This window comes from Aerosakkonema sp. BLCC-F183, from assembly GCF_041929145.1.
In the GTDB taxonomy this organism is placed as follows: domain Bacteria; phylum Cyanobacteriota; class Cyanobacteriia; order Cyanobacteriales; family Aerosakkonemataceae; genus Aerosakkonema.
Genome location: NZ_JBHFNU010000108.1, coordinates 13,477 through 35,778 on the forward strand (window position 1 = coordinate 13,477; position 22,302 = coordinate 35,778).

General features: G+C 45.9%; 27 protein-coding genes and 1 tRNA gene. 15 read left to right on the forward strand and 13 right to left on the reverse strand.

All coding sequences use genetic code 11. The annotated features are described in order from the left end of the window. Nucleotides 1–138: 138 nt before the first annotated feature. From ACE1CD_RS31655 to ACE1CD_RS31670, 4 genes are all read right to left on the reverse strand, one after another. Nucleotides 139–1,392, reverse strand: a complete 1,254-nt coding sequence (locus ACE1CD_RS31655) for a DNA double-strand break repair nuclease NurA (protein WP_374827314.1) — start codon at nt 1,390–1,392, stop codon at nt 139–141. A 7-nt stretch (nt 1,393–1,399) separates the two neighbouring features. Then, entirely contained in the window at nt 1,400–3,298 is a 1,899-nt protein-coding gene (locus tag ACE1CD_RS31660; protein ID WP_374827315.1) for an alpha-amylase family glycosyl hydrolase, read from the reverse strand. Nucleotides 3,299–3,532: 234 nt separating this feature from the next. After that, nucleotides 3,533–4,315: an HAD family hydrolase gene (locus tag ACE1CD_RS31665; protein WP_374792234.1), complete on the reverse strand. Its 783-nt coding sequence runs from the start codon at nt 4,313–4,315 to the stop codon at nt 3,533–3,535. A gap of 13 nt (nt 4,316–4,328) precedes the next feature. After that, nucleotides 4,329–4,400 (reverse strand) — tRNA-Gln (locus ACE1CD_RS31670). A gap of 26 nt (nt 4,401–4,426) precedes the next feature. Here ACE1CD_RS31670 and ACE1CD_RS31675 point away from each other — a divergent pair. Next, nucleotides 4,427–4,636, forward strand: a complete 210-nt coding sequence (locus ACE1CD_RS31675) for a hypothetical protein (RefSeq protein ID WP_374792236.1) — start codon at nt 4,427–4,429, stop codon at nt 4,634–4,636. 231 nt (nt 4,637–4,867) lie between these two features. Here ACE1CD_RS31675 and ACE1CD_RS31680 read toward each other — a convergent pair whose 3' ends face one another. The 9 genes from ACE1CD_RS31680 to ACE1CD_RS31720 form a co-directional block, all read right to left on the reverse strand. Beyond that, complete coding sequence (locus tag ACE1CD_RS31680) at nt 4,868–5,884, reverse strand: glycosyltransferase (RefSeq protein ID WP_374827316.1); 1,017 nt, start codon at nt 5,882–5,884, stop codon at nt 4,868–4,870. Between the two features lie 73 nt (nt 5,885–5,957). Next, entirely contained in the window at nt 5,958–7,757 is a 1,800-nt protein-coding gene (locus ACE1CD_RS31685; protein WP_374792505.1) for a R3H domain-containing nucleic acid-binding protein, read from the reverse strand. Between the two features lie 240 nt (nt 7,758–7,997). Further along, nucleotides 7,998–9,137 carry a circadian clock protein LdpA gene (ldpA, locus tag ACE1CD_RS31690; RefSeq protein ID WP_374827317.1) on the reverse strand — a complete coding sequence of 380 codons (1,140 nt, stop codon included), beginning with the start codon at nt 9,135–9,137 and terminating at the stop codon, nt 7,998–8,000. A 45-nt stretch (nt 9,138–9,182) separates the two neighbouring features. Further along, entirely contained in the window at nt 9,183–10,421 is a 1,239-nt protein-coding gene (locus ACE1CD_RS31695) for an RNA-guided endonuclease InsQ/TnpB family protein (RefSeq protein WP_374792241.1), read from the reverse strand. Between the two features lie 251 nt (nt 10,422–10,672). Beyond that, nucleotides 10,673–11,275, reverse strand: coding sequence for a VWA domain-containing protein (locus tag ACE1CD_RS31700; protein ID WP_374792243.1), 603 nt, complete (start codon nt 11,273–11,275; stop codon nt 10,673–10,675). A gap of 152 nt (nt 11,276–11,427) precedes the next feature. Further along, on the reverse strand, nt 11,428–12,048 hold the full coding sequence (locus ACE1CD_RS31705; protein ID WP_374792245.1) for a VWA domain-containing protein: 621 nt from the start codon (nt 12,046–12,048) through the stop codon (nt 11,428–11,430). Between the two features lie 183 nt (nt 12,049–12,231). Further along, complete coding sequence (locus ACE1CD_RS31710; RefSeq protein WP_374792247.1) at nt 12,232–12,693, reverse strand: salt stress protein, Slr1339 family; 462 nt, start codon at nt 12,691–12,693, stop codon at nt 12,232–12,234. A gap of 55 nt (nt 12,694–12,748) precedes the next feature. After that, the gene (locus tag ACE1CD_RS31715) at nt 12,749–13,354 is read right to left on the reverse strand and encodes a VWA domain-containing protein (protein ID WP_374792249.1); all 606 of its coding nucleotides are present in this window, start codon (nt 13,352–13,354) and stop codon (nt 12,749–12,751) included. Nucleotides 13,355–13,581: 227 nt separating this feature from the next. Then, nucleotides 13,582–14,058 (reverse strand): NAD(P)H-quinone oxidoreductase subunit N, encoded by a 477-nt coding sequence (locus tag ACE1CD_RS31720; RefSeq protein WP_374827318.1) that lies wholly within the window; start codon nt 14,056–14,058, stop codon nt 13,582–13,584. A gap of 858 nt (nt 14,059–14,916) precedes the next feature. Between ACE1CD_RS31720 and rplC the strand changes: the two genes are divergently transcribed. From rplC to rpsH, 14 genes are all read left to right on the forward strand, one after another. Continuing rightward, nucleotides 14,917–15,552, forward strand: coding sequence for a 50S ribosomal protein L3 (gene rplC / locus ACE1CD_RS31725; protein WP_374792253.1), 636 nt, complete (start codon nt 14,917–14,919; stop codon nt 15,550–15,552). Nucleotides 15,553–15,662: 110 nt separating this feature from the next. Continuing rightward, nucleotides 15,663–16,295, forward strand: a complete 633-nt coding sequence (rplD, locus tag ACE1CD_RS31730) for a 50S ribosomal protein L4 (RefSeq protein WP_374827319.1) — start codon at nt 15,663–15,665, stop codon at nt 16,293–16,295. Next, nucleotides 16,288–16,602 carry a 50S ribosomal protein L23 gene (locus ACE1CD_RS31735; protein ID WP_374792257.1) on the forward strand — a complete coding sequence of 105 codons (315 nt, stop codon included), beginning with the start codon at nt 16,288–16,290 and terminating at the stop codon, nt 16,600–16,602. The genes rplD and ACE1CD_RS31735 overlap by 8 nt, the downstream gene beginning before the upstream one ends. A 122-nt stretch (nt 16,603–16,724) precedes the next feature. Beyond that, on the forward strand, nt 16,725–17,588 hold the full coding sequence (gene rplB, locus ACE1CD_RS31740; RefSeq protein ID WP_374792259.1) for a 50S ribosomal protein L2: 864 nt from the start codon (nt 16,725–16,727) through the stop codon (nt 17,586–17,588). A gap of 110 nt (nt 17,589–17,698) precedes the next feature. After that, a complete protein-coding gene (rpsS, locus tag ACE1CD_RS31745) occupies nt 17,699–17,977 on the forward strand; it encodes a 30S ribosomal protein S19 (protein ID WP_190460889.1) in 279 nt (92 codons plus the stop codon). A gap of 139 nt (nt 17,978–18,116) precedes the next feature. Beyond that, entirely contained in the window at nt 18,117–18,473 is a 357-nt protein-coding gene (gene rplV / locus ACE1CD_RS31750) for a 50S ribosomal protein L22 (protein ID WP_374792261.1), read from the forward strand. Between the two features lie 90 nt (nt 18,474–18,563). Continuing rightward, the gene (gene rpsC, locus ACE1CD_RS31755; protein ID WP_374792263.1) at nt 18,564–19,295 is read left to right on the forward strand and encodes a 30S ribosomal protein S3; all 732 of its coding nucleotides are present in this window, start codon (nt 18,564–18,566) and stop codon (nt 19,293–19,295) included. A gap of 110 nt (nt 19,296–19,405) precedes the next feature. Next, nucleotides 19,406–19,825 (forward strand): 50S ribosomal protein L16, encoded by a 420-nt coding sequence (gene rplP / locus ACE1CD_RS31760; RefSeq protein ID WP_190460882.1) that lies wholly within the window; start codon nt 19,406–19,408, stop codon nt 19,823–19,825. Between the two features lie 3 nt (nt 19,826–19,828). Then, nucleotides 19,829–20,068, forward strand: a complete 240-nt coding sequence (rpmC, locus tag ACE1CD_RS31765) for a 50S ribosomal protein L29 (RefSeq protein ID WP_190460880.1) — start codon at nt 19,829–19,831, stop codon at nt 20,066–20,068. 12 nt (nt 20,069–20,080) lie between these two features. Continuing rightward, nucleotides 20,081–20,329 (forward strand): 30S ribosomal protein S17, encoded by a 249-nt coding sequence (gene rpsQ, locus ACE1CD_RS31770; RefSeq protein ID WP_190460878.1) that lies wholly within the window; start codon nt 20,081–20,083, stop codon nt 20,327–20,329. A 114-nt stretch (nt 20,330–20,443) separates the two neighbouring features. Continuing rightward, the gene (rplN, locus tag ACE1CD_RS31775; RefSeq protein WP_190460876.1) at nt 20,444–20,812 is read left to right on the forward strand and encodes a 50S ribosomal protein L14; all 369 of its coding nucleotides are present in this window, start codon (nt 20,444–20,446) and stop codon (nt 20,810–20,812) included. Next, entirely contained in the window at nt 20,812–21,192 is a 381-nt protein-coding gene (gene rplX, locus ACE1CD_RS31780) for a 50S ribosomal protein L24 (RefSeq protein WP_242056995.1), read from the forward strand. Before rplN ends, rplX begins: the two co-directional genes overlap by 1 nt. Nucleotides 21,193–21,320: 128 nt before the next feature. Then, the gene (gene rplE / locus ACE1CD_RS31785; protein WP_190460874.1) at nt 21,321–21,866 is read left to right on the forward strand and encodes a 50S ribosomal protein L5; all 546 of its coding nucleotides are present in this window, start codon (nt 21,321–21,323) and stop codon (nt 21,864–21,866) included. Nucleotides 21,867–21,876: 10 nt separating this feature from the next. Further along, nucleotides 21,877–22,278 (forward strand): 30S ribosomal protein S8, encoded by a 402-nt coding sequence (gene rpsH / locus ACE1CD_RS31790; protein ID WP_190460871.1) that lies wholly within the window; start codon nt 21,877–21,879, stop codon nt 22,276–22,278. Nucleotides 22,279–22,302 lie beyond the last annotated feature (24 nt).

The following is a 22,302-nucleotide window of genomic DNA, read 5'->3' on the forward strand; positions in this document are numbered from 1 at the left end:
TACCCCCTTTATTGAAAGTGGTGGTCAACTCCATCCCCTTGTGGGTGGAGTTTTTCATATATTTTTCTCAAAACAAGTTGCTGACGGTGTTAAAGACAGTTTTATGTAGATGCAAAGCCAAATTGATTTAAATAGAGTTTAAGCGATGCTACTGCGCTTGCGAGTTTCCTTGTAAGATGTGCCCACATTCTTCAAACCTGCTTTAATCATTTGTTGTTCCAGCAAAGCGAAGAAACGAGCGCGATCGGCCCCTTTAACTACCGCATGATTGTGCGCTTCTGAAAGTACAATTGGATAACCATCCCCTTTTTGAATTTGCGCCAACATTAGACCGAGGGATAAATCTAATAAAGCAGAATTTTCTGCTACCCATGCCGGCATTTCAATGCGAGCAATTTCGCTCCCTACATGAACGTAGCAAAAATAAATTTTGTGAGCATCACCGTACAAATTAATAATTTTATTCGTACTGCGCCACAGCGGACCCCGTTGTCCCGGTTGCAAACGGGATGCCCAAAAAATTATATCCCTTAAAGGATCGAAAACTTGACACGGCGTTTTTTCTTGTGAATGATTGCAATGAGCCATGCAGTTAGGAGTAGAGTAAGTGCAAGCTTGCAGGCGCAGAAAACTCAGAGATTCGCTGCTGCGAGAGGCGCTGAGATACCCTAGCAAGGGAATGCCAGATCTTCGCATTTGTTCCCAAGCTTCCATAATAGGCGGTATGATGTGGGCGATCGCCTCTGTCGGCAATTCATCCAAAAACCAGTACAGCAGCGAACCATCAACCATTGCTAAAGTTGGTACATCCAATTTTGGATTGGCAATTTCCGATTGATGATTTTCCTGTTCCTTGTTTTCCGACGCCGAACTTGCAACTTGACTTTTTGCCCAATCTGTTGCTAATTCTGACAAAACTAACGCTTCCGAGACAGTACGGCGATAACCCATCCATTCTTCAGTACGAATTCCCCATTGGCGAGAAACATACAAATCTTCAGGTCGATAGAAAACTTCTGGTAAGCTATCGAGAAGCGGATGGCGTCCCTGCCCGTAATGTAACATCACCCGACCGATATTGATTAGATAGCAATAAGCAATCTCGTGGTGAGAAGGGGCAATTTGGGAACCATCCGTAGCGATGACAGTATGCGCCTTTGGGGGAACTGGAATCTCAACGCAGGTATCCAAGGGTTCGACTGGTATGGGCGGGTAAAATATAAAGCGATCGGAACCTTCTTCTATTTGTTCCGCCAACTCCGCCTGTCTAGTATAAGCCTCCTCCAGCAATTTTTGAGCCACTTGCAATCTTTGGCGACTCGCCGTCGCCTCCGCACTCAAGTGCTGACTCAAACCTTGCATTTCTCGCGCTACTTTTGTCAGATCCAGCATAATGACTTTAGTGGTTCCAAACGTCCTGCCATTTCACAGTACCTTGAGGTGCTAAAATCCAGCGACGATTGAGGACTTCTTCTCGCACGGGTGGTTGGTTCTCGCGCAATATAGCATATTTGTATGCGATTCCCTTCCCAGCACTTTCGTTAAACGGAATTTCGCCAAACCAGGTATTCGGATTGATATATTCCAAAGCGAAAGCCTTACTGATATCCCAATTTCCCAATTCCGGACAATCTCCCGTCACCACAATAGTTTCTCCCGGTTTGGTAGCAACACCATTCAGTTGCGCCCGCACAATCGTTTGTCCTCGCACCTTTTCTCCCAGGTAACTGAGAACGATCGTTTCTTTCGCTCCCAATTCTAAACCCAACAACTGTCCGTTTTGGATATGGAAATGACGTTTCGTGATAATACAGATATATTCCCCATCTTCCAAATCTGTAGACATCACATCAATCTTAGCCGGATACCCCTTATTCATCGCTACAAAACAACGGGAATCGCGATATTTCCGCACATAGCAGTAAATATCGGGAGTGATATATTTTTGTACCTGACTTCCCAGAGAAATGGCTGGATTGATTCGCCGCAACTTCGATAGCAGCTGCATATCTTTATAAATCTGGGTATCGGTATCCCACTTTTCCATCATCGGGCGGTTGTAAGGGTCGTTCCCGCCATTTGTATCATTGTGTAGATATTGTTCGGTGCCGTAATAAATACAGGGAATGCCGCGAGATGTCATCACCAAGTTAATGGCAAGTCTTAAAATATTCGGATCGGAATTGAGGCTTTGAAATCGGGGCATATCGTGGTTATCGATAAAAGTAATCAATTCCGTTGCCCGATTGTAAAGGTAATCCAAATCCAAAATGTTTTGAATTAAATAAAATCCACCTTGGCTATTTTTTGCTAAAGCCGATCGAATTGCTTCGCACAATCCGAAGTCGAGAATTGACATACCGGATTTATTGGCAAACTGTGGCGATTTGCCATCCCAAGGCTTGCTGAAACCCCACTCACCGAATGCGAACACCGAAGGTTTATGAGTTTGGATATCGGTAATAAATTCTTGCCAAAACCAAGTTGGCATATGCTTAACGGTATCGATCCGCAAAGCATCGACTCCCCGGTCTAGCCATTGCTTCATTGCTGTTTTAATATAGTTGCGATAGTCAGGATTGCTTTCATTAAAAGTCGCTAAGCCTGCCATTTCGCCGTACAGTAGTTGCCATTCATCTTCCCAATTAGTTATTTCCCCGTTGTGGTAGTACCAATTGTTAACATCGTTGTAAAAGTTGGCAATCAAAACTCCATCATCGTATAGTTCTCCTTTGTGTCCGTTTACATCAGGGCTGCTGTGATTGCACACAATATCAAGAATTAATTTCATTCCCCGTTTGTGCATTTCGTCAATCAAGCGATCGAACACATTACACTCAAATAAAGAAGTTGGTTCGCCCTTCCCGACAAAACGAGGATTAATTCGTTTGAAATCTTTTGTCCAATAGCCGTGCATCGCAGCAGATTCAAACTGCAAACCTTCCACTTGTTCAAACAAAGGAGAAACCCATATCGCGGTTACTCCCATGTCTTTTAGATAATCTAATTTCTCGATAATACCTTGCAAATCTCCACCCCAGTATCTACCCCATTTTGTCCGAGTTGGATCGTAAAGTTCTGGGGTTGGGCCTTCGTCATTGTTAGAATCGCCATCAAAAAAGCGATCGACAACAATAAAATAAATTGTTTCTTGACGAAATTCAATAGATCTGGTAAAGAGAAACTCAAAATCTGCATACTTATCAGGTTGAACTTCTTCTGTATGAAAACCAGCGGCTGCTTTGGCTACTGTGACATCAAGTTTCAACTGAGCTGGAGATGAAGGAGTTTGTACCATAAAATTAGCTCGCTCTGTTGTGAAAATATCGATAAGCGCATCAAATTTCGCTTTTAATGCACTAATTATTCACAATAATTTCTAAATTGTCCAGACTGTCAATCCCCAACACCCTTGGATAGAAACGTGAAAAATCAAGCGATCGCGGCGTTACAGCAGTTGCTTAATTTATTATTAAAACGCCAAAAAATTTTTAACTTATATTTAACTTATACAGTTAAAAAATAATTAAATTTAAGGCCAAACAGAAAAATATTCGGCAAACTGAGAAAGGGACAAAAGCTGAATCCGCTTGTCATCGCGAATAGATTCGTGTTGCGCTTGAGTGTTATAGCCCCAATCTGCCAAATAAAGCCTTACCTCATTCAATTCTGACTGCTTTTGCACCGCTTGCAGCGTTTTCAGCCGATCTTCCACAAACCAGATGACTGGGGATTCAGCTGAAGCCTCGATCAATTCGATTAAGAGTTGAGACTTGGGACGCCGATACTCTTTCCCAAAGATCGATCGTTCAGACAACTCGATATTCTGTTGCTGCAAAAGTTGCCGAACAAACCGTCCCTCTTTAGTCGTGATAATATAAAGCTGAACTGGACTGGCAATTATTTCTTGCAATCGCTCTACAACTCCCGGATAAAAGCGATGCAGACTCAGCCATTCATCTAAATTGCTGGCAATCCATTCATCCCTGATGCTGTCCAGCTTTGCGCCAATGTCTGTAGCTTTCAGACCTTCTTCGACAAGGATTTGCTGAGCGATCGCTACCCAATCCTGCCAAATCTTCGCTTCTGGTATACCCGTCAGCAACGCACGCAGCAGCACAGGCATTTCCCAACCCACCTCAATCACAGGTCGCAGGCGATAAAACCGAGCTGCTAAATCATCCGGCGGCGTTAAACTTGCAGGCGACCACACTTGACAATAAGTGCGCCAAGCTGTCTGAAAATACTCGATCAGCCCGTCGCAAATAACACCATCAAAATCGAGAGCTAGAATGTTGGGATGATTTTCTGACATTTTTTTTAATTAACTGGGGTGCAAGGATTCGAACCTCGGAATGTCTGGACCAAAACCAGATGCCTTACCACTTGGCGACACCCCATCGCGCTGCCTTAACTATATTAACAGTTGGTTACCGCAGTTTGTCAAGTAGTCAAACAGGAAATCGCACAGGAAATTTTGGGATATTTAAATGCCATTGGCTTGAGAGGCTGTGGGCGCGACCCCACCCAGTCAAAAATTATCGCCCTTTTGTTCGATCGCCTGCAACCGGGCAGTGAACGATGGCACAAAACCCAAGATTTTCTGTCCAAATGCTTCGCCCTGCCCTCGGTCTAAAGCCAAGCACAGATTATGTTGTTTTTGTCAACCTCTTTTACTGAACCGGCGCTCTAGCTTAAAGCTGAAGCGGCTTTCCCGTTTTTGTGGTAATGATACAAACTTATCTAATCGTAGAGTCGGTTAGGCACGGAGGAGGAATAGGAGTGGGCCTCAGATCGTTAAATTTGGACAATTCACAGTAATTTTTAGGTTCTGACGCACCCTACGGATTATAACTAGCAACTTGCGTTAAATATTGGATAGTAGCTCAACAATGTTACGTTTGAAAAACCGCTCGTTCTCTTCGTACCAGTAACGAGCATTTTCACCCAATCGCTTTTTTGATACGAGATCCATTTCCAATACTTCTTCTACTTTCCGTTCGAGATCCGAACGATCGACATAATAGTTCGTTCCCAATCGCTGAACTTGAGTATAATTATAATCGACTAAAATACCTCTTTCAGATGAGATCGCCTCATTCATTGGCGGTGCATTTGTAGTGATAATTACTGCTTGACAACTCATTGCTTCCACAATATAATGCCCGAATCCTTCTGCTTCCGATACGCAAAGGTGAATGCCGTGGTAATTCTGATATTCCCGGAGTAGGGCATCATCGACATATTCAGTAATGTATTCGATATTATCAGCCGCCACAGGCCGTGCATTTTGGGGATTTTGTACGATTTTTATGCAAGGCCATTCGGGATGCTGCAACCACAGATCGATCAGCGTATTCGTGCCTTTTTGCAAGCTTCTACCTGCCAAATGGAAGAACGTATCGTAGTTTTTGGTTTGTTTGCTGTCTAGTCGATCGAAGCTGGTAAAGCTAATAAACTCTGTCTGGCATCCCAACTTATCAAAAATCTCTTGGGCGTATTTTGTTTTGCAGAGTATCCTGTCGAATTTATCTAGATAAGAAAGCCACGATTTTTGAAACCATTCCTGATTGGGAATGAGCAAGTTAACACGCGCATAAGGAAACCATTTAGGCTCAACAAATTCAAGGAACAAGTTTATATCATAAGGCGGCTGATGAAAAATGGCTTCGCTAAACGAGCGATAAATTTCGTGCTGAAGGTCAAGATATTTCTTATATAAAAATCTTTTGGCTCTATCGAAGTTGGTATCTTTGGCAAGCCGGGGATAAACTCCATTAACTGTAACTTGAAACCCAGCATCACTGAGAAACTGAGAAATAATCCTCGTGGTTCGGCTCGAACCCACACCATTATGCCATCTTATGATATTTACTCGTTTCATTGAATTTATCTGGGCTGTTAGCACTTACATAAAAACCCCCACCATATCGTTAGATTGGAGGGGGTTAAAGTTACTAAGCTGGATAAATCCGCAGCCGTCGATTCGGCTCATCGCCAAAACTGGTCGATCGCAAGCGGTAATGTTCTACCAGCTCGTGTTGCATCTTTCGCACCGTAGCCGATCGCGGTAACAATTCCACCGGCTGACCCTTGGGAATCACAATTTGCTCCACAGCCAATCGCGCTTCTTCCAAAGCTTCCAGCTCGTCATCGCTGCCACTTTGGGCAAACAGCCGCAGATCCGCAGTTTCCGGCAAACTCGTGTCATCGATGTTCAACATCCGTTGCAGAGCGTGGACAATCTGCGGGATATTGCTGTCCTTGATCGCATGGATAGGAACGTGATGTGCTTTAGCAACGTGTCGCAACTTAGAATGATTTTTAACGTGCGACCTCAACGCCAACACCGCATCAGCACTATCCAAGTCTTTTGTCAATACCACAGGCAAATTCAGCACCCGGATCGCTTGTTCCAACTGATGGCGGCTGACACCGTAGGGATAGACGTGCAAGGGCAAATCTTCCCCATTCGGCCCAGATGTTTTGGCATCGGCATCAAAAAAATCCGCCTGTGGGAAAGAAGCATCCAGCAACTGCTCGAAACTGGTAGCTTCATTATGGCTATGGCGATCGGTTTCTGCCTTTGCAGGTATCGGCGTCATTTGTCCGGAAGCTCGCCAGCCCATCGGTCGCCAAGACGGTGTAGGTTGCCCTAAAGCTGGAGCAGCCGGCAACTCCCGCGTAATCTTGACTTCACCAGTATCGCTGACAGTCCTGACTTGCAAACTCGGTTGCCGTCCCCGCAACAAACTATCTACAGTTTCCGCAGTACTTTCGTGTACCACCCAGCGTTGCCGTTCCAGCATTTCCACCGCAATTTCAAACGTTGGGGGAGCTTTGCGCTCCAACACCGTTTTTTGAGAACCCCGGCGGCGAGCTTCTTCATCTCCCAAAGTTACAGCCTGAATACCGCCCACCAAATCGGATAGAGTTGGGTTTTTCACCAAATTTTCAATCCGGTTGCCGTGAGCGGTACCAACCAACTGAACGCCTCGTTCGGCAATAGTTCTAGCCGCTAAAGCTTCCAGTTCCGTGCCGATTTCATCAATAACGATGACCTCTGGCATATGGTTTTCCACCGCCTCGATCATCACCTGATGTTGGAGTTCCGGACGAGCAACCTGCATCCTTCTGGCACGACCTATAGCAGGATGGGGAACGTCACCATCACCAGCAATTTCATTAGAAGTGTCGATAATGACAACCCGCTTATCCAGTTCATCTGCCAAAACGCGGGCAATTTCCCTTAAAGCAGTTGTTTTTCCGACACCTGGACGCCCCAGCATGAGTATCGACTTTCCAGTTTCTACTAAGTCGCGGATCATGCCAATTGTGCCAAAGACGGCACGCCCCACGCGGCAGGTCAAGCCAATAATTTCCCCGTTGCGATTGCGGATGGCGCTAATCCGGTGCAGGGTTTGCTCTATGCCGGCGCGGTTATCGCCGCTGAAATGTCCTACCCGTTGTATGCAATAATTAAGGTCTTCGCGAGAAATCGGTTTTTCCGACAAGTACTCTGCCTTCCCTGGGAAGCGGGCTTCTGGGCGTCTGCCCAAATCCATAACAACCTCAACTAAACTGTTTTGGGATGAATGCTCCTCCAAGACCTGTCGAATTTCTTGGGGCAAAATTTCCAGCAATTTATTGAGATCGTCTGTAACCTGCCTTCTTCCTACGGCGACGTTTTTGACACTAACTTGCGATTCAGGGTGGGCCTGTTTGTCGTAAGGAGTCGTACCGATAGGATTTTTCATCATGTTTGAGGTAAACAACTGGTGACAGAACGGTCAAAAGGTGGGGCAAAACTTAGAGGCGAGTTTAACCAAATTGTCTCTTATTCCACAACTTTGTGGTAAACCCGTTTCTATAAATAAAGCGACTTTTGGGGGGCAATATTTAAGGCCGCCCCATCAGCCCTAGAAGTGGGATAAATCAGGATCGTTTTCGGTATCGACTGTTGAAGTATTTCATAATACATATATATTACAAAACTTTTAAGGGGTTTTGATCTGGGAAACTAAAGAATAAGCTAGTGCCACTGCTTGCCAGAGAAGTTCCGGTTCCTCTTCCAAACGCATCGGTTGAACTGTGTCTGGGGATGGGACAGGCGAGACGCCTGTTCCACAAGAGAGGACGGGGATTTTTTCCAATTGCTCCAGAATTGGCGACAAGAGTACGCGAGCGTAGCTACCGTAGGCAATACCTGCGATGTAGTTCCGGAAATTGGCAGATACGGAATTTTCGCTGCGATTGAGCAACCCCATACTTCTCAGCTTCGTAACAGTGTGGCTGTTAGTACCTCCTGCTAATTGCACATATCCGGGTAAGTCTGCCGATAGAACTTTTTGTCCTAATTTCACGGCGGCATGAGTAGTTCCCATCCCGATATCGCCACTCATCGGGCGTCCGTCAGTCTGCCAAACGAGGGTAGAAGGTACAGGTTTCATCAAGTCGTACAGTGTCCATAGGTAGTCGATCAGTTTCTCACCGTCGGGACAGCTGATGGCAATCAGTTTGAGTTGATTTATCCAGGGAGAAATTGCTTTCCACAGTCTTTCAAAATCTCGATCGCGTCCCACCTGCGTATGGATTTCTAAGGCATCGACCCCTGTTGGTAAGATTAGAGGTGCGATCGCATCTGGTGTCGATACATAAGATCGAGTAAAAATCAACTGGCTCGGACAAATCGGCAAGCATCTCCCACAGCCATAGCATAAGCGATCGATTACACCAGAAAAACTATCTTTGGTGCGATCGAAAACAATCGCCCCAGCGGGGCAAACCTTTTCACACGGACGCGGACACTCACTCGGACACTCGGTTGCGTTAAATTCTGCTTTGCGAAAATGGGGATCTTCCCCATCATTCAAACTCACCATCAACCACGGCAAACTATGAAAGCCAAACCCTCGCCGTTTAGCTTCTGCACTTAGGCACGCAGCAGTTCTTAACCCTTCTTGTGCCGCCGCAATGACTGCCGGGTCAGCAGCAACATCGATACAGTCAGCGCCCGCCAGGGTATAGGCTAGGGTAAGATTTCTCACCGCCGGGAGATGTTGAAAGCTGGCTCCGCAGATCAGCTTAAACCACCGTCCCTCTTTTAAAGAATGTAAAGGATAAGTAAAATTAGTCACACTTTCATGCTACTGCTTTCCTTATCAAATGGGAAAGTGAACTACCTACACCGCACCGTCAGGTCGGTGTAGGCTTCCCAACTCATTGGGGATTGCCTCAGACTGAGTGGATTTTTTACGTCCAGAAGTCTTTGGTCTTACATCCCCTCCTTGGGCAGAGGCGCTAATTCCTAACGCCAAAAGTCGCAAACCCTCATTTCTTATATTGATTGCAGCGTTGATGTCTCTATCATGCTGACGCAGGCAGTGCGGACAATCTACAAACCTAATACCCAACGAATCATAACCGTTTTGTAACATTGGGATTGGTAGTAGAGTTTCGCTGCAAAGTTGAGATGATGGGAAGAAACGACCAATTTCAAGATAGACATGACCGAATTTCTCAGCTTTGTATTTGAGCATAGTTAAAAACATTCCCCATCCTTGGTCACTAATAGCTTTGGCCAAGTTAGGGTTCTTCACCATATTTTTAACTGCCAAATCTTCTACACAAATCACTTGGTTTTCGTATGCTATTTGGCGAGATAGCTTGTGTAGAAAGTCCTCTCTTACTCTAGCTATTTTGCTTGAAGCTTTAGCCACTAAGCGTTGAGCTTTTTGACATTTCTTAGATGTCTTGTCCTTTTTCCTGGCTAATTTTTTCTGTTTACGCCTTCTATTCTTCTCTAGTTTGGCTAATCGCTTCTTAGGTATGTCATATTTTGAACCGTCAGAAGTGACTGCAAAATTTTTTAAGCCAAGGTCAACGCCAATAGCCTCGTTAATCGCAACTACTGGTTTATCTTCTTGGTTAAACAGAATAGAAGCGTAGTATCTACCATCTACATTTTTGGATATAGTTACAGTCGTAAATTTTGCCGAGGGTAGTTCTTTGTGAAAGACAGTTTTAACTATCCCCAAACTCCCTGGAAACTTAATCACAGAATCCTGTGGCATAAGCTTCACATTTTGAGGGTACTGAATTGATTGTTTACCATGTTTGGACTTGAAGTTGGGATATTTTACCCGACCCTCAAAAAAGTTGACGAATGCGCTGGAAAGATTGAAGGTTACTCGCTGCAATACCTGACTGTATGCAAGCCCTAACCATTCATGCTCTTTCTTTAACCCTGGCAACAATTTGTCCATTGCCACCTTAGAAAGACCTTTACCTGTTTGTTTATATGCAGTCGTTGTGGCATTGAGCATATAATTCCACAACCATCTAGTATTGCCGAAACATTGAGCCAGATAAGACTCTTGCTCATCGGTAGGATAAATTCTAAGTTTGACTGCTCTGTACATGGTATCGACCTTTTACCGTGTTTCAATATTTATGATAGCATACACAGCGACGGCAAATCAGAATACAAGAAGTTGTTCGTTTCCGACCTGTCTCCTGACCGATGCGATAGCAAGGTCAAGAGACTGTCGTCAATTCACGCGCAATTCATCTCACGCTTCCCTATGCCTACGGCACGCTACGCGAACAGGTAAGACATGAGATAAATTGCTGTTTAAAGTAAAAACCCCACCTCAACCAAACGGTTTACACCCTAGTCGTTAATGGCGTTTAGCAACACTTCAGCTAAACTCATATCTGCCATATCATCCATAGTTACAGTATCGCAGATATCAAACTTGGCCCCAGCACCTTGCAGTTCATCATCCAACGCCTTCAAAAAGCGGTTTGCCGTTGCATCCGCACCCACTTGAATCATCGTAATTCCCAGTTCTTCATCTCTGTCCATTCGGCGCGAAGCTTCAATAATTGCTTTCATCACGCCTTTGCGATCGTCCGGTTCCCCATCTGTGACTACAATAATAATTTCGCCATTCGCCTTGGTTTGACCTGCTGCTTTGCGCTCAAAATACCGATTAGTGGCATCTTGTAGCACGCCAGCTAAGTTAGTTGTGCCAGCCGGGTCATTTTCCTGAAAGATTTGCGCCACTTTGCTAGAAGTCACATTATCGTAACGTTTAAATCGACTGGAAAACACATAAACCGTTATCCCATCCGGGTCAAATTGTTCGCACTTTCTCGCTAAGGCTAAAGTTGATTCTTGCGCGGTTTCCCAGCGACTTCTACCGCCAGCTTGGTCTGGGGTAGACATACTGCCACTTTTGTCAATAATTAATGTGTAATCTCGTTCTTCCATGTCAAAAATCTCCTTCTGAATATTTGGCAATTATTATTACGTAGGCCCAAGTAAGAAACCCGGTTTTTTCATCTATCTTTAGCTGTAAAGCTTAAGATTTTGTCGAGCAACCGGGTTTCTTAGCACCCACAAATTAATAGTCGCTCGTCACCCTAGTCAGCGATCGCATTTAACAGCACTTCTGTCAAAGTCATGCTCTCCATGTCATCCAGCGTTACCGTATCAACAATGTCAAATTTTGCACCTGCGCTTTGCAGATCGTCATCCAAAGCTTTGAGAAACTTTGTCGCCGTTGCATCTGTACCGACTTGAATAAACGAAATAGCCAATTCTTCATCCCTATCCATGTGGCGAGATGCTTCAATAATTACCCGCATCACCGCTTTGCGATCGTCAGGTTCCCCATCAGTCACCACCAATATTGTCTCGCCATTTGACTTTGTTTGACCGGCTGCTTTGCGTTGAAAATAATTATTTATTGCATCTTCCAACACCCCAGCTAAATTGGTAGTACCGGCTGGGTCATTTTCCTTGAAAATCTGAGCGACTTTGCTAGACGCCACATTATCGAAGCGTCTGAATTTACCGGAAAACAGGTAAAGTGTAATCCCATCTGGGTCAAACTGTTCGCATTTTCTCGCGACTGCTAGGGTAGACTCCTCTGCTGCTTGCCAGCGACTTCTACCACCTGCTTGGTCTGGAGTAGACATACTGCCGCTTTTGTCGATAATTAAGGTATAATCGCGGTCTTCCACTAGAGAACCTCCTGTCATAAGAGATAAACTCCAACAATCGTCAGACTTCTTTATCTAGCGTAACCAAATTTATTGCGATCGCCCTTACTTTCTAGGTAAAAATAATAATTAATCCAGCCATGACGCCTATCCTTTATCAAACATAACAAATCAGCTCGACAACTTACGTAAAATCGAGACGATCGCATTTGACAGCTATCTTTAGGATTTAGTTTCTTTCAGAGCTTGCAAGTAGTCGATCGCTGCCTCCAATTTGGAAGGATAAGAATAAGAAAACTCTTCAAACCACAACCCCTCTTCCGAACGCAGATTTAACTTTTTCAACCACGCTACCGCCTCCTTTTCCAGCGCTTGTCGTTGTTGCTGCTGGATGCGCTCTTGTCTGGCTTGTTCCTCTTTAATTTGTTGCTGTCTCTTGAGTTCTTCCTGTCTATCTTTTTCTGCAAATTCAGACTTGATTTCGTCCAGTAAGCTGTCCTCAGCAGCCGAGGGATAAATAGTGTTTGACTGCCAAGACACCTGCACTTGACGTTTTGGTATTGGTGGTAACTGAGGAGATTTTTTTTCTTGGGGAAGTGGCTGTTTTTGTTGTGGCTGAGGTTTATCCTTTTCTTCGTACTCAGATTTGATTTGATTTAATAAATCGTCAATCGATTCCATCATATTTTACCCCAATCTTGTGAAAACTACTCGTTCGCACTTTTAACACAAGACACTCTCAGTCAGTGATAGCATTGAGCAAAACTTCAGTCAGGGTCATATCCTCCATATCATCGATCGTCACCGTATCTACAATGTCAAATTTCGCTCCCGCATTTTGCAATTCGTCGTCCAAAACCTTAAGGAACTTTGTTGCTTGCGCGTCGGTACCTACTTGAATGAAGGAAATCGCCAATTCTTCATCCCGATCCATCAATCGAGATGCTTCTATAATCACTCGCATCACAGCTTTGCGATCGTCTGGCTCACCATCAGTTACGACTAAAATTGTTTCACCGTTGAGCTTGGTTTGCCTAGCAGCTTTACGCTGAAAATAATTATTGAGGGCATCTTGGAGGACACCAGCTAAATCAGTTCGTCCAGCCGGTTCGTTTTCGCGGAACATCTGAGCAACTTTGCTCGCAGTTACATTCTCGTAGCGTTTAAACTTTCCAGAAAACAAGTAAACTGTCAAACCATCTGGGTCGAGTTGTTCGCATTTGCTGGCTAAAGCGAGGGTAGACTCCTGCATAACAGCCCAGCGACTTTTACCACCCGACTGGTCTGTCAGAGACATACTGCCGCTTTTGTCAATTATCAAGGTGTAGTCACGGTTTTCCAGCATAAGAGTCTTCCCTATTAGCTCGGTCTAATTCCAAGGTATCAAAACCTGAGAGGGCGTCGGGGTTAGGGCGTCGGGGCTAGGGATTAGGGATTAGGGATTAGGGATTAGGAGTTAGGGCGTCGGGGTTAGGGAAAAGGAAGAGGGAGGAGGAAGAGGGAAGAGGGAGGAATTTTGACTTTTGACTTTTGACTTTTGACTTTTGATTCCCCCACTCCCCCACTCCTTACTCAAGCCGCAGCCAAGGTATTCTTAAGGGGCATCCAGCGGAAAGATCGATCGCCACCCATTTCCACTATTAGCTTCACTCGCGGCTCCATACTGGGCAAATTCGCCAAGTACTCAACCTCTTGACTGGAAAGAATATGCCCTTCGACGATCCACAACACCAGTCCCTTGGACTTGGGTGGCAGCTGTTCCAACTGATAGTTGACGATCGGCGGCACATAGTACACATAACCGACTGCTGCGCCTGAGCCAAGGCTCTTCTTACCCAAATGGGGAGGACGCACCCCATGAACTCCAGTCAGGTACATAGCCACATCACCCAGCCCCCGCGCACTTATATTTAAAGTGGTGTAGCCAGCTGCTCGTATCCGCCGTTGGTAACGACCTTCAAAACCTCCCTCCAGGGGAACGTAAACTCCCAGTGCGCCTGACTTTTCTAGATCTCGAATCAGTTTGCTTCCAGTTGTGATTAAAGCCATAAACTTGGGTGCTACCCGCTAAATGAGTTAAAGAAACGTTACATATAATGTCATTCTAGTAGTGCGGGTAGAACTTTCTGAAGAATTTACTTGCTTCCTGGCTGGCCTAAGTCGGCAACGCTGCCAAAAAATTTCTGTCAGGGACTAGACAAGTGCAAAAAAATCGTCTATATTGTTCGATTGTGGCTAAAATTTAATTTTGCTTTTTTTTCTGTCAAGGACTGAAAGCAAAGATGGGATGCCGCCAGTTAAATAAGCTGGCTCCTCCTAGCAGAAATAAATTATTTCTGCACCATAAGGTAAGGGTCAATCTTAAAAATTATCCAGTCCTTGCGGTCACAGCGACTCTAGATGCCTTCAGCGTTAAAAGACTCCGGTTTCGATCGGTAAAAGTCAAACAAGCAAGAAGAGACATCAAAAAAAGGCAGTAATGTCCAGAGTTGTTTGAATTCTACCGAGCGAAAACAAGTGTTAAGCAAAGTGGGGTAAGCTCTCAAGCTAACCAATAAGCCACATTGAGTTCTGGCCTAAAAGAGATACTAAGCGGCTTGCTGCTTAAGTCTCAGCGCCAGGGAATAATGCCAAGCTTACTGCTGGGCTACTTAACAAACAGCTTAAATTAGCTGACGCTTTGCCAAAGTAAGGTTTGGTAAAGGTAGGAATGCAAGCAGCTGTACTTGCAGGAACCTATTTTATGAGTTTGGAGCGGGCTTAACCCTCTTTCTGAGCCGATCGACAGAGAAGCGAACAGCGAGATAGCGGTTAAACCCACCCATAAACAGAAGAAAGCGGATCGACGGATTTATTGATCCGAGTCCGAGTTGATTGTAGTGCGTAAACAAGGAGAGACCAGGTACTGTGGCTGTCGGTATCCTCGGCACTAAGCTAGGCATGACCCAAATTTTTGACGAAACGGGGAAAGCGATCCCCGTCACGGTCGTGCAAGCGGGGCCATGCCCCATTACTCAGATTAAGACGCAGCAGACAGATGGCTACTCGGCCATCCAAGTCGGTTTTGGCTCAACGACTCAAAAGGCTCTAAACAAGCCGGAAATGGGACACCTAGCCAAATCGAATTCCCCACCGTTGCGTCATCTGAACGAATATCGCATAGAGAATACGGGTGATTATCAACTGGGTCAGCCGATTAACGTCGATATTTTTACCCCCGGCCAAATAGTGGATGTGAAGGGTACAAGTATCGGGAAAGGCTTTGCCGGTTATCAGAAACGGCATAACTTTGGGCGCGGGCCAATGTCCCACGGTTCCAAAAATCACCGCTTGCCCGGTTCCGTAGGTGCTGGAACAACACCGGGAAGAGTATATCCCGGTAAGCGGATGGCAGGTCGTTTGGGCGGCAAACAAGTGACGATTCGCAAACTCACCATTGTGCGCGTAGATGCGGAGCGGAATTTGTTGCTGATTAAAGGAGCGGTTCCCGGTAAAAGGGGTGCCTTGCTCAGTATCACACCGACGAAAAAAGTAGGTAGATAGTCACGGTCATTAGTCAACAGTCATCAGTCATGTCATGAAAGAAATACTTATGACATATGACATATGACAACTGACACATGACAATTGACAACTGACAGAGGACGAAGAATATGGTTAACTGTGTGGTGCGAAACTGGGAAGGACAAGAAGTCGGGCAAGCGTCTTTGGAACTGAAAGTAGCCAAAGAAGAAAACGCAGCTCACATCGTCCACCGGGCGCTAATACGCCAAATGACCAATGCGCGGCAAGGAACTGCCAGCACCAAAACGAGATCGGAAGTTAGAGGCGGAGGTCGCAAACCCTGGCGGCAAAAAGGAACAGGTCGCGCTCGTGCAGGTTCGATCAGATCTCCCCTGTGGCGCGGTGGTGGTGTCATCTTTGGGCCAAAGCCGAGAGACTTTGAAGTGAAGATGAACCGCAAAGAAAAGCGGTTAGCTTTGAGAACGGCTTTGATGAGCAGAGCGGAAGATTTGGTTGTGGTAGAAGAATTTGTGGAAAAGCTGCCCAGACCAAAAACTAAGGAGTTAGTGGCAGCGATGCAGCGCTGGGGCGTGCCAGAAGACGCAAAAGTCCTGTTGATCGTGTCAGAACCAGCGCCGATCGTATATTTGTCAGTTCGCAATATTGCCAGACTGAAGATGACACCGGCCAACCAATTGAATGTATACGATCTGCTCTGGGCAGACAAAGTAGTGACAACATCATCCGCTTTGGCCAAAATTCAGGAGGTGTACGATGCCTGACAATACTTTGCGGACACTGGCAGATTTAGTACGCCGCCCCCTGGTAACTGAAAAAGCCACTATGCTGATGGAGCAAGAAAAATACACATTTGAAGTAGCTCCCAAGGCAACAAAAACACAAATAAAAGCAGCGATCGAACAATTGTTCGATGTCAAAGTAAAGGCAGTGAATACCGTTACACCGCCACGCAAAAAGCGTCGGGTTGGCAAATTTGTTGGGTTTAAAGCTCAGTACAAAAAAGCCATAGTCACCTTGGCATCCGGCGACGGGGAAAAAATCCGACAAGTTCTGTTCCCAGAAGTATAGGGAATTTCAAATTTTAGATTTCAAATTTCAAATTTAAATTAAATCTGCAATTTGAAATCTGCAATTTGAAATTACGCTTCACCCCATCAAGCACAAAATTCACATACTTTCATCTTTTAGTTATGGGTACCCGTTCTTATCGGCCATACACCCCCGGTACGCGCCAGTGTACAGTTTCCGACTTTGCTGAAATCACCCGCAGCGAGCCAGAGCCTTCGCTAACGGTATCGAAACATCGCAAAAAAGGCCGCAACAATCGCGGTGTGATTACCAGCCGACGTAGGGGTGGCGGACACAAGCGTCTTTACCGCATCATCGATTTTCGTCGCGACAAGTACAATATTCCAGCTAAAGTAGCTGCGATTGAATACGACCCCAACCGCAATGCTCGCATTGCACTCCTGTACTATCGGGACGGCGAAAAGCGCTATATTTTGCACCCCAATGGTTTGAAAGTGGGGACGACGATCGTTTCTGGGCCGGATTCGCCGATCGAAGTTGGCAACGCTCTGCCGCTGAGCAATATCCCGTTAGGTACCAGCGTCCACAACATCGAACTCTATCCAGGTCGAGGCGCACAAATCGTTCGAGCTGCTGGTGCGACCGCTCAAGTAGTAGCTAAAGAAGGCAACTATGTCACCCTCAAGCTGCCATCCGGCGAAGTCCGTATGGTACTGAAGGAATGCTACGCTACCATCGGCCAGGTGGGGAACCTAGATGCCAGAAACTTGAGTACCGGCAAAGCAGGTCGAAATCGCTGGAAAGGTCGCCGGCCTAAAGTTAGAGGCAGCGTCATGAACCCAGTAGATCACCCCCACGGCGGTGGAGAAGGTAGAGCGCCGATCGGTAGAAGCGGGCCAGTAACCCCTTGGGGTAAACCTACCTTGGGTGCCAAAACGCGCAAACCTAAAAAACCGAGTAGTTCCTTAATAGTGCGTCGTCGTCGCAAAGCCTCCAAGCGCGGACGTGGCGGTCGGGAATCATAAGAATTTTAGATTTGAGATTTTAGATTTTAGATTGACAAATAAAAAAATCCAAAATCTAAAATCCAAAATCCAAAATCCAAAATCCAAAATCCAAAATCTAAAATCGAACTATGGGTCGTTCATTAAAAAAAGGGCCTTTTGTCGCAGACCATCTGCTCAGCAAAATTGAAAAGTTGAATGCCAGAAACGAAAAGCAAGTCATCAAAACTTGGTCGCGGGCTTCAACAGTTTTACCTCAAATGGTCGGTCACACGATCGCCGTACACAATGGCAGAACTCACGTACCGATTTATATTTCCGATCAGATGGTGGGACACAAATTGGGTGAATTTGCCCCCACGCGCACCTTCAGAGGACACGCGAAGGGCGATAAAAAGGCGAAGAGATAGTTTGTCTTAGTCATTAGTCAGTTGTCAGTTGTTAGTTGTTAGTCTGCGGTTAATAGTCAACAATAAACAATCAACGATTAACTATGAATAATGACTCTTGACCGATGACTCTTGATTGATGACAAAGATGGAGAAATCTATGGCAACCGATACCACAGAAATTAAGGCGATCGCACGCTACATTCGTATGTCTCCCCATAAGGTGCGCCGCGTCCTCGACCAAATTCGGGGCCGCTCCTATCGGGAAGCGCTCATCGTTCTGGAGTTCATGCCCTATAAAGCTTGCGAACCAGTTCTCAAAGTGCTGCGCTCCGCCGTCGCCAATGCCGAACACAACGCAGGTTTAGATCCGGCCAAGTTAGTAGTCAGCAGAGCCTACGCAGACCAAGGCGCAACATTAAAGCGTTTCCGGCCAAGGGCTCAGGGTCGAGCTTACCAAATTCGCAAGCCCACCTGTCATATCACCGTCGCCGTCGCGGAAGCAGCAGAGAAATAGCAATTGCAAGTTTTAGGTTTCAGAATTCAAATGGCAAATTTAATCTGAAATCTGAAATCTAAAATCTAAAATCTAAAATCTAAAATCGATATGGGACAAAAGATTCATCCAGTTGGCTTTCGACTGGGCATAATCCAAGAACATCGCTCGCGCTGGTATGCCGACCCCGATCGCTACCCAGAGCTACTCCAAGAAGACTACAAAATTCGCAACTACGTCGAAAAAAATCTGGCTAACGCCGGCATTTCCGACGTGCGAATCGAACGCAAAGCCGATCAAATCGACTTAGAAATTCGCACCGCCAGACCCGGTGTAGTTGTCGGTCGCGGCGGCACTGGTATTGAAACCTTGCGAACCGGTCTCCAAGAAGAACTGGGCAGCAACCGTCAAATTCGCATCAACGTCGTCGAAGTAGCGCGAGTAGATGCCGATTCCGGTCTAATTGCCGAATACATCGCTCAACAACTAGAACGTCGGGTTTCCTTCCGTCGAGTTGTTCGTCAAGCAATTCAACGCGCCCAGCGTGCTGGAGTTCAGGGAATCAAAGTACAAGTAAGCGGTCGCCTCAACGGCGCAGAAATCGCTCGGACAGAATGGACGCGGGAAGGTAGAGTACCCCTACATACCTTACGGGCAGATATTGATTTCGCTTACCGTACCGCCAAGACTATCTACGGCATTCTTGGTGTCAAAGTGTGGATCTTTAAAGGCGAAATCATTCCCGGACAAGAAGAAGTCGCTCCTGCTGTTGCCCCAGGTACGCCTCGCCGTCGTCAAGGCAAACGCCGTCAGCAATTTGAAGACCGTTCCAATGATGGGTAATTTTAAATTTTAGATTTGAGATTTGAGATTTTTAGATGCAAAAGCAATCCAAAACCCTCTCATCCAAAATCCAAAATTCTCATTCCCAATTACCAGCACAATGACAAGCCATGTTAAGTCCTAGAAGAACTAAATTCCGCAAACAACAGCGCGGGCGCATGGAAGGGTTGGCCACCAGAGGTAGCGAACTTAACTTCGGTGACTTCGGTCTGCAAGCGCTAGAACCAGCCTGGATCACATCTCGTCAAATCGAAGCCAGCCGTCGTGCCATGACCCGCTACATTCGTAGGGGTGGCAAAATTTGGATTCGCATTTTCCCCGACAAACCAGTCACCATGCGTCCGGCAGAAACCCGGATGGGTTCCGGTAAAGGCTCGCCTGAATTTTGGGTTGCTGTAGTCAAACCGGGACGAATACTGTTTGAAATTACAGGCGTTACCGAAGCGACAGCTCGCGAAGCAATGCGTTTGGCTTCCTTTAAGTTGCCAATTAAAACCAAGTTCGTCATGCGCTCTGAGGAGAATGTATAAACTATGTCTCTTCCCAAGATTGAAGAAGCCAGAAAATTGAGCGATGAAGAGCTGGCAGAACAAATTATTCAGGCAAAGCGACAACTGTTTCAGCTACGCCTGCAAAAAGCAACTCGTCAGTTGGAAAAGCCTCATCAGTTCAAGCACACGAAGCACAAAATAGCTCAGTTGCTGACAGTAGAACACGAACGAAAAATGGCTGCCCAAAAATCCGCGAGTACCACCGGGTCAGTCGCGCAATAGGAGGAAGTGGCAATGGCAGTTAAAGAAAGAGTTGGCTTAGTTGTCAGCGACAAAATGGATAAAACCGTGGTGGTAGCAGTAGAAAACCGCTCTCCCCACCCCAAGTACCAAAAAATTGTGGTGCGTACAAAACGGTATAAGGCTCACGATGAAGAAAACAAATGTCGTGAGGGCGATCGCGTCCGCATTCGCGAAACCCGTCCCCTTAGCCGCACCAAACGCTGGCAAGTCATTGAAATTCTCAGCTCGAATAAAGCCTAATCGGAAATTTCAGATTTCAGATGGCAGATGGCAAATTTATGAAATTTAAAATTTGAAATCTAAAATTTGAAATTTACCGATTAGCGATTAGCTTTTTAGCAATCTAGCAAAGCCGTGATCCAACCCCAGACTTATCTCAATGTTGCTGATAATAGCGGTGCCCGCAAATTAATGTGTATCCGGGTATTAGGTGCCGGAAATCGCCGCTATGGCAATGTCGGTGATGTAATTATCGCCGTCGTCAAAGATGCCATCCCCAATATGGGGGTGAAGAAATCAGATGTAGTGCGAGCGGTGATTGTCCGCACTCGCAAAGGTTTGCGTCGCGAAAGCGGTATGAGCATTCGTTTTGACGATAATGCCGCCGTAATCATCAACGCAGATGGCAACCCCAGAGGCACCCGCGTTTTTGGCCCCGTAGCGCGGGAACTGCGCGATAAGAACTATACCAAAATCGTATCCCTAGCTCCGGAGGTGCTGTAATGGCTAATCGTGGCATTGGTCAAGCATCTGCTAAAAAAGCAGGCAATAATTCGGTGCGTTACAAAATGCACGTCAAAAAAGGTGACACCGTTCAAGTTATCTCTGGTAAAGATAAAGGCAAAGTCGGTGAAATCTTAAGGACGTTTCCGAAATTAAGTAAGGTAATCGTCAAAGGGGTTAACATCAAAACCAAACACGTTAAACCTCAGCAAGAAGGTGAATCGGGTCGGATTACTACCTATGAAGCACCGATTCACAGTTCTAACGTGATGCTTTATTCCACGAAGCAAAACGTCGCCAGTCGCGTCGGCTACACCTATACCGAAGAAGGTAAGAAAGTACGGGTGCTGAAGAAAACTGGCGAAATTATAGACAAATAAATGCAAGAATTTCAGATTGGAGATTTGAGATTTCAGATTTAATTAAATCTGCAATTTGAAATGTGAAATTTGAAATTTACCGGAATCGCCTTCCTGACCAAGCCCAGGAAGATAGAGAAACGAAGACAATGACTCAACGACTGAAAACCGAGTATCAAGAGAACATTGTTCCCAAACTAAAGGAACAGTTCAATTACAAAAACATCCATCAGGTGCCGAAACTGGTGAAAATTACCCTCAACAGAGGTTTGGGCGATGCAGCTGCAAACGCTAAGGCACTGGAATCTTCCTTGAATGAAATTGGCACGATCGCAGGTCAAAAACCTGTAGTCACAAGAGCCAAAAAAGCGATCGCAGGTTTCAAAATTCGCCAAGGTATGCCCGTCGGCATTATGGTGACGCTGCGGGGAGATCGGATGTATGCCTTTTTCGATAGATTAGTCAACCTAGCGCTACCCCGCATCCGCGACTTTCGAGGTATTAGTCCCAAAAGCTTTGACGGTCGCGGTAACTACAGTCTGGGCGTAAGAGAGCAGCTGATTTTTCCAGAAATCGAATACGACAGAATCGATCAAATTCGAGGTCTGGATATTTCGATCATCACGACTGCGAAAACAGACGAAGAGGGTCGCGCCTTGCTTAAAGCTTTTGGGATGCCTTTCAGCGATCGATAAGGAGGAGACGATGGCGTCGAACGACACAATTTCAGATATGCTGACGCGCATCCGCAATGCAAATTTAGCGCGGCATCAAAAAACAGCGGTACCGTCCACAAAAATGACTCGCAGCATTGCAAAAGTCCTCAAAGAAGAGGGCTTTATCGGCGAGTACGAAGAAAATGGCGAAGGAGTCAAGAAAGAGCTGGTGATTTCTTTGAAATACAAAGGAAAAAATCGTCAGCCCATCATCACCAAATTGAGAAGAGTAAGCAAGCCTGGATTGCGAGTTTACTCGAACCGCAAAGAATTACCGCGAGTTCTCGGTGGCATCGGCATCGCCATAATTTCCACTCCCAGTGGGATTATGACCGATCGGGAAGCGCGACGCCAGGGAATCGGTGGTGAAGTACTTTGCTACGTTTGGTAACTCGGTCAAGAGTCATCGGTCATC

Bases quoted from the DNA above. Each gene is read 5' to 3' on its own strand.
- ACE1CD_RS31655 (WP_374827314.1), bottom strand. From the start codon at position 1,392: ATGCTGGATCTGACAAAAGTAGCGCGAGAAATGCAAGGTTTGAGTCAG.
- ACE1CD_RS31660 (WP_374827315.1), bottom strand. From the start codon at position 3,298: ATGGTACAAACTCCTTCATCTCCAGCTCAGTTGAAACTTGATGTCACA.
- ACE1CD_RS31665 (WP_374792234.1), bottom strand. From the start codon at position 4,315: ATGTCAGAAAATCATCCCAACATTCTAGCTCTCGATTTTGATGGTGTT.
- ACE1CD_RS31680 (WP_374827316.1), bottom strand. From the start codon at position 5,884: ATGAAACGAGTAAATATCATAAGATGGCATAATGGTGTGGGTTCGAGC.
- ACE1CD_RS31685 (WP_374792505.1), bottom strand. From the start codon at position 7,757: ATGAAAAATCCTATCGGTACGACTCCTTACGACAAACAGGCCCACCCT.
- ACE1CD_RS31695 (WP_374792241.1), bottom strand. From the start codon at position 10,421: ATGTACAGAGCAGTCAAACTTAGAATTTATCCTACCGATGAGCAAGAG.
- ACE1CD_RS31700 (WP_374792243.1), bottom strand. From the start codon at position 11,275: ATGGAAGAACGAGATTACACATTAATTATTGACAAAAGTGGCAGTATG.
- ACE1CD_RS31705 (WP_374792245.1), bottom strand. From the start codon at position 12,048: ATGACAGGAGGTTCTCTAGTGGAAGACCGCGATTATACCTTAATTATC.
- ACE1CD_RS31710 (WP_374792247.1), bottom strand. From the start codon at position 12,693: ATGATGGAATCGATTGACGATTTATTAAATCAAATCAAATCTGAGTAC.
- ACE1CD_RS31715 (WP_374792249.1), bottom strand. From the start codon at position 13,354: ATGCTGGAAAACCGTGACTACACCTTGATAATTGACAAAAGCGGCAGT.
- ACE1CD_RS31720 (WP_374827318.1), bottom strand. From the start codon at position 14,058: ATGGCTTTAATCACAACTGGAAGCAAACTGATTCGAGATCTAGAAAAG.
- rplD (WP_374827319.1), top strand. From the start codon at position 15,663: ATGGTTAACTGTGTGGTGCGAAACTGGGAAGGACAAGAAGTCGGGCAA.
- ACE1CD_RS31735 (WP_374792257.1), top strand. From the start codon at position 16,288: ATGCCTGACAATACTTTGCGGACACTGGCAGATTTAGTACGCCGCCCC.
- rplB (WP_374792259.1), top strand. From the start codon at position 16,725: ATGGGTACCCGTTCTTATCGGCCATACACCCCCGGTACGCGCCAGTGT.
- rpsS (WP_190460889.1), top strand. From the start codon at position 17,699: ATGGGTCGTTCATTAAAAAAAGGGCCTTTTGTCGCAGACCATCTGCTC.
- rplV (WP_374792261.1), top strand. From the start codon at position 18,117: ATGGCAACCGATACCACAGAAATTAAGGCGATCGCACGCTACATTCGT.
- rpsC (WP_374792263.1), top strand. From the start codon at position 18,564: ATGGGACAAAAGATTCATCCAGTTGGCTTTCGACTGGGCATAATCCAA.
- rplP (WP_190460882.1), top strand. From the start codon at position 19,406: ATGTTAAGTCCTAGAAGAACTAAATTCCGCAAACAACAGCGCGGGCGC.
- rpmC (WP_190460880.1), top strand. From the start codon at position 19,829: ATGTCTCTTCCCAAGATTGAAGAAGCCAGAAAATTGAGCGATGAAGAG.
- rpsQ (WP_190460878.1), top strand. From the start codon at position 20,081: ATGGCAGTTAAAGAAAGAGTTGGCTTAGTTGTCAGCGACAAAATGGAT.
- rplX (WP_242056995.1), top strand. From the start codon at position 20,812: ATGGCTAATCGTGGCATTGGTCAAGCATCTGCTAAAAAAGCAGGCAAT.
- rplE (WP_190460874.1), top strand. From the start codon at position 21,321: ATGACTCAACGACTGAAAACCGAGTATCAAGAGAACATTGTTCCCAAA.
- rpsH (WP_190460871.1), top strand. From the start codon at position 21,877: ATGGCGTCGAACGACACAATTTCAGATATGCTGACGCGCATCCGCAAT.